This window comes from Roseiarcus sp., assembly GCF_052145395.1.
Taxonomy (GTDB): Bacteria; Pseudomonadota; Alphaproteobacteria; order Rhizobiales; family Beijerinckiaceae; genus Roseiarcus.
Genome location: NZ_JBKQOT010000401.1, coordinates 1 through 7,831, shown reverse-complemented (window position 1 = coordinate 7,831; position 7,831 = coordinate 1). Strand labels below are relative to the sequence as shown.

General features: G+C 65.2%; 9 protein-coding genes and 1 tRNA gene. 3 read left to right on the top strand and 7 right to left on the bottom strand.

Annotation, left to right across the window (positions count from 1 at the left end):
* Positions 1-410: 410 nt before the first annotated feature.
* From ACLP25_RS13480 to ACLP25_RS13465, 4 genes are all read right to left on the bottom strand, one after another.
* Positions 411-1,193, bottom strand: a complete 783-nt coding sequence (locus ACLP25_RS13480) for an amino acid ABC transporter ATP-binding protein (protein WP_442469701.1) — start codon at positions 1,191-1,193, stop codon at positions 411-413.
* A complete protein-coding gene (locus ACLP25_RS13475; protein WP_442469700.1) occupies positions 1,194-1,853 on the bottom strand; it encodes an amino acid ABC transporter permease in 660 nt (219 codons plus the stop codon). It abuts the gene before it with no gap.
* The gene (locus ACLP25_RS13470; RefSeq protein WP_442469699.1) at positions 1,850-2,503 is read right to left on the bottom strand and encodes an amino acid ABC transporter permease; all 654 of its coding nucleotides are present in this window, start codon (positions 2,501-2,503) and stop codon (positions 1,850-1,852) included. The genes ACLP25_RS13475 and ACLP25_RS13470 overlap by 4 nt, the downstream gene beginning before the upstream one ends.
* A 91-nt stretch (positions 2,504-2,594) precedes the next feature.
* Complete coding sequence (locus ACLP25_RS13465) at positions 2,595-3,446, bottom strand: transporter substrate-binding domain-containing protein (protein WP_442469698.1); 852 nt, start codon at positions 3,444-3,446, stop codon at positions 2,595-2,597.
* 220 nt (positions 3,447-3,666) lie between these two features.
* On the opposite strand from ACLP25_RS13465, the gene ACLP25_RS13460 reads away from it, so the two are divergent.
* Positions 3,667-4,017 carry a DUF6582 domain-containing protein gene (locus ACLP25_RS13460; RefSeq protein ID WP_442469697.1) on the top strand — a complete coding sequence of 117 codons (351 nt, stop codon included), beginning with the start codon at positions 3,667-3,669 and terminating at the stop codon, positions 4,015-4,017.
* Positions 4,018-4,127: 110 nt separating this feature from the next.
* Here the strand turns inward: ACLP25_RS13460 and ACLP25_RS13455 are convergent, their stop codons facing one another.
* Genes ACLP25_RS13455 through ACLP25_RS13445 form a run of 3 tightly spaced genes read right to left on the bottom strand, consistent with a single transcriptional unit; the run spans position 4,128 to position 6,109 of the window.
* On the bottom strand, positions 4,128-4,730 hold the full coding sequence (locus ACLP25_RS13455) for a TPM domain-containing protein (RefSeq protein ID WP_442469696.1): 603 nt from the start codon (positions 4,728-4,730) through the stop codon (positions 4,128-4,130).
* The gene (locus ACLP25_RS13450; RefSeq protein WP_442469695.1) at positions 4,730-5,494 is read right to left on the bottom strand and encodes a TPM domain-containing protein; all 765 of its coding nucleotides are present in this window, start codon (positions 5,492-5,494) and stop codon (positions 4,730-4,732) included. The genes ACLP25_RS13455 and ACLP25_RS13450 overlap by 1 nt, the downstream gene beginning before the upstream one ends.
* Positions 5,495-5,512: 18 nt before the next feature.
* The gene (locus ACLP25_RS13445; RefSeq protein ID WP_442469694.1) at positions 5,513-6,109 is read right to left on the bottom strand and encodes a LemA family protein; all 597 of its coding nucleotides are present in this window, start codon (positions 6,107-6,109) and stop codon (positions 5,513-5,515) included.
* A 250-nt stretch (positions 6,110-6,359) separates the two neighbouring features.
* Here ACLP25_RS13445 and ilvC point away from each other — a divergent pair, with 250 nt between their 5' ends.
* Together ilvC and ACLP25_RS13435 are read left to right on the top strand one after the other, a co-directional pair.
* On the top strand, positions 6,360-7,379 hold the full coding sequence (ilvC, locus tag ACLP25_RS13440) for a ketol-acid reductoisomerase (RefSeq protein ID WP_442469693.1): 1,020 nt from the start codon (positions 6,360-6,362) through the stop codon (positions 7,377-7,379).
* 125 nt (positions 7,380-7,504) lie between these two features.
* A tRNA-Lys gene (locus ACLP25_RS13435) sits at positions 7,505-7,580 on the top strand.
* Positions 7,581-7,831 lie beyond the last annotated feature (251 nt).

Below are 7,831 nucleotides of genomic sequence, written 5' to 3'. Positions count from 1 at the left end.
GCCGCCTAACGGGAAGGTGCGGTGATCGCGTGGATGGCCGGGACAAGCCCGGCCATGACGCGGTGTTGCCGATCGTTCCAATTGCTCGACCAACAGCCAACGCGATAAGAGTCAACATATAATTCCGGATTATCGGAAACTATGCTAGGCTCTAAATCGTGAGGATCAGGAGGCTCGCGCTTGTAACGGCTGCTGGCGCCGGAGGGTGCCCTGATGAATGAGCAGAAGGACATCGAAATCGAATTCGTGACAGCTTTGTGCGCGTAAGCGATTGAAAACATGGCAAGGCTGCCAGAACTGCAGCGGGCCGGCGAGCCGGCGAAAGCGCGGCCTTGCCCATCATTCCCGGATCGGAAAAGCCGCCGCAACCCTCTGAAAAACCTCAAAACGGAACTGGATTTCCGTCGGGGTCAAAACGCATTGCGGTCGTGGTAGGTCTGCAAAAACTGCCGCACGCGCGGCTCCTTGCTCTGATGGAAGACGTGGCGAGGCGGGCCCTCATCGATGATGCGGCCCTCGTCGATGAAGGCGATGCGGTTGGCGACATGGGCGGCGAAGCCCATCTCGTGGGTGACGATCAGCATCGTCATCCCGTCCGCCGCGAGCGCCCGCATCACTTCGAGCACCTCGCCGACGAGTTCCGGGTCGAGGGCCGAGGTCGGCTCGTCGAACAGCATCACCCGCGGCTGCATGGCGAGCGCGCGGGCGATGGCGACGCGCTGCTGCTGGCCGCCCGACAGGCGTTGCGGATGGGTGTGGGCCTTTTCCGCCAGTCCGACGCGCTTGAGCATCGCCGCCGCCCGCTCGCTCGCCTCGGCCTTCTTGAGGCCGCGGACGCGCACGAGCGGCTCCGACACGTTTTCCAGCGCGGTCATGTGCGGCCAGAGATTGAAGTGCTGGAACACCATGCCGATCTCGCGCCGCATCTCGCGCAGGCGCTTCTGCGCCATCAGGCGCCGCGCGCCCTCCTTGTCGATGTCGTAGCCGATCAGCTCGCCCTCGATGCGCACCTCACCCTCGTCGTAGGATTCCAGGAAATTGACGCATCGGAGCAGGGTGCTCTTGCCCGATCCGCTCGGGCCGATCAGGCATACGACCTCGGAGCCCAGGACGTCGAGGTCGACGCCCCTAAGCACCTGGTGCGCGCCAAAACTCTTGCCGACGGCGCGCATCGAGATCATCGGGACGGTCATCTAGCGGCTCGCAAGGAAGGCGGTCGCCCGCTCCTCGACGCGGCGGCCGAGGCGCGAGACGACTTCGACGAGGCACCAGTAGAAGACGGCCATCGCGAAGATCGCGTCGAAGGCGGTGAACGTCTCCGCAGCCATGGTCTGCATCTGGTACATGAGTTCGGGCACCGTGATGATCGAGAGGACCACCGTCTCCTTCGACATCACGATGAGCGTGTTGATGATCGGCGGCGCGGCCGCGACGAGCGCGATCGGCAGGCGGACGCGGGCGAGGATGTCGATGGGCGCCATGCCCACGCTCATCGCCGCCTCGATCTGCCCGCGAGGAACCGCCGCGAAGCCGGCGCGAAAAATCTCCGAGTAGTAGGCCGAGGAATAGAGCCCGAGGCCGACGATCCCGGCGGTCGTGGCGCTGAGCCTCAACCCGATGGCGGGACCGCCGGAGTAGAGAATGAAGAGCTGCATGAGGAAAGGCGTCCCACGCAAGACCTCGACGTAGACGCGCAGGACCGCCTTGAGGGCGCGGCTCGGGACAGCGGCGGCGAGGGCGACGGCGAAGCCGATCGCGAGGCCGACCGCCGAGCCCATGAGCCAGCAGAAGATCGTGACGCCGAAGCCGCCGACGAGCGCCGGGGCGTAGCGGATGAGAATGTCCCAGTTCAACGCGCTCCTCCCGCCGCGCAGCGCTCGGCCAGGCCTCCGAGACCCGCGAGCGAGAGATTGATCGCCAGGTAGAAGAGGCCGCCCGCGAGATAAGCCTCGAGCGGGCGATAGGTCATCGAGGCGATGTTCATGCTGACCCGGGTTATCTCGGCGATGCCGACCACCGAGACGAGCGACGAGGCCTTGATGAGAAGGATGAACTCGTTGATCAGCGGCGGGATCGAGATCCGCAGGGCCTGCGGCAGCAGGATCCGGCGCCAGCAGTCGAAGGCCGTGTAGCCGAGCGCTGTCGCCGCCTCGGCCTGGCCGCGCGGCACCGCGTTCAACGCTCCGCGCAGGATTTCCGCCTGATAGGCGCCGGACGAGAGGCTGAGGCCCCCGATTGCGGCGACGAGGGCCGGAACGTCAAGTCCGACGGTCGCGAGGAAATAGTAGACGAAGAGGAGCAGGACCAGCAGCGGCACGCCGCGGAACACGCTGACATAGGCGCCGCCCAGGCGTTCGAGCCAGGGCTTGCCGGAGAAGCGCGCAACGCACGCCAGCGTTCCGAACACGAATCCGAGCGCGATGCCGGCGAGCGAGAGCGCGATCGTCACGCCCGCCGCCTGGGTCAGATAGCCGAATGAGTGGAAGATGACTGACAGGCGCATGCGCGCGGGCTCGCCGGGGACCTTGCTTGCCGATAGCCGGCGGCGGCGCGGACGCACGGAACCCGGAGCGGCCTTTAGGCTTTGGGCGCTGTCAGATCGACGGCTCTGGCACGGTCTTGGGCAGATCCATCGACTGGCCGAACCAGGTCTTCTGGATCTTGGCCATCGTGCCGTCGCCTTCGAGCTTGACGATCGCCGTGTTGATCGCGTCCATCAGCGACTGGTCGTCGAGACGGGCGACCCAGGAAAAATAGGTCGGCTGGCCGAAGGCCGGCGTCACGACGGCGAAGGTCTCGGGCCGCTGGGACGCCGCATAGGCGAGGTTCGGGAGCGAATTGACGGCGGCGTCGATCCGACCTGCCGCGAGATCGGCGTAGGACTGGTTGTTGTCGACGTATTCCTTCACCTCCACCGGCTTCGGCAGCTTGGCGGAGAATTCCTTGAGCTGCGCGACCTGAGAGGTCCCCTTCTGGCCGCCGACCGTCTTGCCGGCGATATCCTCGGGTTTCGTGATGCTCTTGTCGTCGGCGCGCTTCATCAGCGCCGCCGTCGCGTCCGCGATCGGCACCGAGAATGCGTAATGCTTCATGCGCTCCTTGGTGATCGTCACCGGGGCGATGACGAGATCGAACTTCTTGGCCTCGAGGCCGGGCAGCACGCTTGTCCACGGCAGGTCGAGATACGAGGCTTTTACGCCGAGCTCCTTGGCGACCGCGTCGATCAGGTCGCGGTCGACGCCCTTGTAGACGCCGTTGTCGGAGATATCGAAAGGCGGGAACTGCATCTCGGTGGCGGCGACGAGCTCGCCGCGCTGCTTGATGTCGGCGAGCGTATCGGCGGCGGCGGCGCCGAAGCCCCCGGCCAAACCCGTCGAAGCGAGCCCGGCCAGACCCATCTTCAGCGCCGTCCGGCGCGACGTCCCGAAGCGTTCGAAATATTGCATGCTGATCCCTCCACTTGGAAATCCGCCGCGAGCTTGGCCCAAAGCCGCCGGCCGTCGCCGAATAAGCACATCCATATTCGCTCGTCTGTCAAGGCGGCGCCGGGAATTCGCTTCGAAGCGCGACCGCGGTCTCGAAGGGGCGTCGGGGCATGGAACAAATCTCTGCCGGTCCGGTTTGCGCTCAGCGCTCGAACGCGCCTCGCCAGACCTGGAGACGGCCATGAAACCGACCTGGAAACCGCACGAAAAGCACGGCGAACTCTCAGGCAGGCGCGACCTGCCCGACAGCGTGTTCGCGTTCCCCAAGCAGCGCAAGGAGCCATTGACGGACGCGAAACACGTCCGAAACGCCATCGCCCGCTTCGATCAAACGATTGACGTTGCCGACGCTGACCGCGAACTGGCCTTCGCCAACATCCAGGAGGCCGCCCAGCACTACGGCGTCGACATGACGGAAACGGACTGGACACAGTTGGGACGGTCGCCTCATACCGGCCGCACCGCTGAGGATCGGCGGGAATCGGCGCGCAAGGCGGCTGAGACCCGCAAGACGGGGCAGCGCGACGCCTGACATCTTTAGGGACTGGGAGACGCCAGTTCCGGCACCCTTGACCGTTGGCGTCGGTTTTGGCGCGGGTCCTGCACATCCCTGTACTTGAGGGGGAACCGACTGGAAGAAAATTAGACCATGTGGAAGCGCTGGCGACGCGGCGGCTCCAAGGACGTCGCCGGCGGGAACGGGCCTGCGAGCAGCTCGGCGCAGCGCGTAGCGAGACCCGTCAAGGCCGTCTCGATCGCGCCGTCCCCGAGCGGTCCGAGCGCCTCGTCCACAATCGCCTGCCATTGCTCATGGGAGATGGCCGCGGCGGCGTGTTCGTCCGGAACGATGCGGATGTAATGTTCGGCAAGCGACACATAGACGAGCACGCCGCACTGGGATCGGTCGAGCCCGCGCAGGACGAATTGCGCCAGCGCCGCGCGGTGGCAGGCTGAGCGGGCCACACGGGCGGGGACAAGCGTCCGCCGCACCCACGGCACGGCGCCGAGAACCGCCGCCAGGATGGCGACGAGCAATTGCGCGACGTAGATCCGATGCGCCGACATTTCCGTGAACAGCAGCAGCGGCAGCGGCGTCGCCAGCGCCAAGATGCAGGCGCCGAGCAGAAATTCGGCGTCGCGGGAGAAGGAGGCTCCCGCCAGCACGCAGACCAGCGGCGCACGGGTCTTGGTCTGGGCCTCGTCGAAGGCCGTCTCGATGCGCGCAGCCTCGGCCGGATCAATCATCACCACCCCCCCGACGCCCCGCCGCCGCCCGACGAGCCGCCGCCGCCGGAGAATCCGCCGCCCCCGCCGAATCCCCCTCCGCCCCCGCCGCCGAAGCCTCCCCCGAAGCCGCCGCCGCCCATCGGAATGAAGATGACGTTGCCGCCCGTGCGCCGGCCGATCCGGGTGAGAACGAACAGGATGAACAGGAAAATGAGGAACGGCGCGATCGCGTCGAACAGCGAGGCGTCGTGCTCGGCCCGCATGTCCTGAGGCTTTGGCTTCCACTCCGCCGAATCGGTCGTGAGCGTGGTGATGATGTCGTCGACGCCATGGGTCACCCCGCCGTTGAAGTCGCCAGCCTTGAAGCGCGGCGCTATGGCGTTGGCGATGATCAAGCTCGAGATCGCGTCGGTCAGCGTGCCCTCGAGGCCGTAACCGACCTCGATGCGGACCCGTCTTTCATTGGGCGCGATCAGCAGCAGGACGCCATTGTCCTTCTTCGCCTCGCCGAGCTTCCAGAAGCGGAAGAGCTCGTTGGCGTAGGGCTCGATCTCCTCGCCTCCAAGCGAGGGGACGGTGGCGACCTCAAGCTGGATGCCCGACTTCTGCTCGAGGTCGGCAAGCTTCCGTTCGAGGTCCGCGATCGTCACTGGGGACAGGATTTTCGCCGCGTCGACGACCCGGCCCGTGAGGGCCGGGAAATTCGCCGCCGCCAGCGCCGCGCCGATCCACAGTGCCGCGATGAGGAGGGCGACGAGCGCGCGCGCGCCGCAGCGGGGCATGGCGCCGCCCCCTTGCGACTAGAACTTCACCTTCGGGGCCGCTTGCGCGTCCGCCTCCGCGGTGAATGGGGCGAGCGGCTTCACCGAGCGGAACACGGTGTTGGCCCAGATCACGGTCGGGAAGGTCCTGAGCTCCGTGTTGAAGTCCTGCACCGCCGCGATGTAGTCCCTGCGCGCCACGGCGATGCGGTTCTCGGTGCCCTCGAGCTGCGACTGCAGCGCTAGGAAGTTCTGGTTCGACTTGAGGTCGGGATAGTTCTCGCTGACGGCGAGCAGGCGACCGAGCGCTCCGGACAGTTGGGCCTGCGCCTGCTGCATCGCCTTGACCTTTTCCGGGTCGGTGAGGTCGTCGGCGGTAAGATTGATCGCTGTCGCCTTGGCGCGCGCCTCGGTGACTGCGGTCAGCACCTCCTTTTCCTGCTTGGCGTAGCACTGGACGGTCGCGACCAGATTTGGCACGAGGTCGGCCCGACGCTGGTACTGGTTCTGGACTTCCGCCCACTTTGCCTTGGCCGCTTCCTCCTTCGTGGGGATGACGTTGTAGCCGCAACCGGAAACCGAGACAGCTATCAGCGCCAGAACAAAAACCGCCCGGATTCGAGAAAAGAACGTCACTTTGGGGCCCCCGGATTCGGAGCGCCAAGGAGAAAAGCGCCCGCGTAACCTCCAATATACAAGTTGCGCCGCCCCTTCGCCAAGGGCGGCGCGGCCATTTATCCCGGTTCAGTCGACGCCGGGCAAGCCCGGTCGCCGGCGGTCGGTCTTGTCGGGAACGCCCGCGAATCTCCAGTTCGCCGCGCTTGATCGGGCCGCCCGCATTCACTAGAAACGCCGACCACTTTGAACGCGGCGATAAGGAACTACGATGCGCGTCTACTACGACCGGGATTCCGACCTCAATCTGATCAAGGGCAAGAAAGTCGCCGTCGTCGGCTACGGCAGCCAGGGCCACGCTCACCTGCTCAACATGCGCGACAGCGGCGTCAAGGAGATCGCGGTGGCGCTCAGGCCCGGTTCGGCGTCGGCCAAGAAGGCGGAAGCCGAAGGGATCAAGGTGATGGACGTCGCCGGCGCCGCGAAATGGGCCGACGTCGTCATGATGCTGACGCCGGACGAATTGCAGGCGGACATCTACAAGGCCGAACTCGCCCCGAACATGAAGCAGGGCGCGGCGCTCATGTTCGCGCACGGTCTCAATGTCCACTTCAACCTGATCGAACCACGCGCCGACCTCGATGTGCTGATGGTCGCCCCGAAGGGGCCGGGGCACACGGTGCGCTCGGAATACAAGCGCGGCGGCGGCGTCCCTTGTCTGATCGCCATCCATCAGGACGCCAGCGGCAACGCGCACGACCTGGGCCTCTCCTACGCCTCCGCGATCGGCGGCGGTCGCGCCGGCGTAATCGAGACGACATTCCGCGAGGAATGCGAGACCGACCTGTTCGGCGAGCAGGTGGTGCTGTGCGGCGGCCTCGTCGAACTGATCCGCGCGGGCTATGAGACTCTCGTCGAAGCCGGATATGCGCCGGAGATGGCCTATTTCGAGTGCCTGCACGAGGTGAAGCTGATCGTCGACCTCATCTACGAGGGCGGCATCGCCAACATGAACTACTCGATCTCCAACACCGCCGAATACGGCGAATATGTCACCGGTCCGAGGATCATCACGCCCGCGGCGAAAGCCGAGATGAAGCGGGTTCTGGACGACATACAGTCGGGCCGCTTCACCCGCGACTGGATGCTGGAGAACAGGGTCAATCAGACGTCGTTCAAGGCTATGCGCGCGCGCGCCAACGCGCACCCGATCGAAGAGATCGGCGCGACATTGCGCGCGATGATGCCGTGGATCGGCCAGAACAAGCTCGTCGACAGGGACAAGAACTGAGCCGTCGCGACGGGCGCCGCGTGCGGGAAAAGAAGCACGAAATCGGTTCCGGTTTCCGCTTGCCAGCCCGCCGCGGCTTTGCTACATGCCGGGCCCTCACGGACTTGAGGGTCCGGGATTTCGATGGGCGCATAGCTCAGTTGGTAGAGCAGCTGACTCTTAATCAGCGGGTCCCAGGTTCGAGCCCTGGTGCGCTCACCATTGAAATCAAAGGGTTAGCCCTTTTTCGAGCCCGCCGACCCATCCCGGTTTGCAGCTCGGTTTGCAGATTTTGTTCTCGATTCGAGCTTCTGGATTGCCCTCACCGCTATGGCCTCATTGCGATTGTAATAATGCTTGTCAAGGATCGAGCCAACGTCACTGACCGCATGCCCAGTGATTGCGGCTATTTGCATCTCAGTGCAATCGCAACTGGCCAGCCTTGTAACTGCGGTACCGCGAAGGTCGTGAAA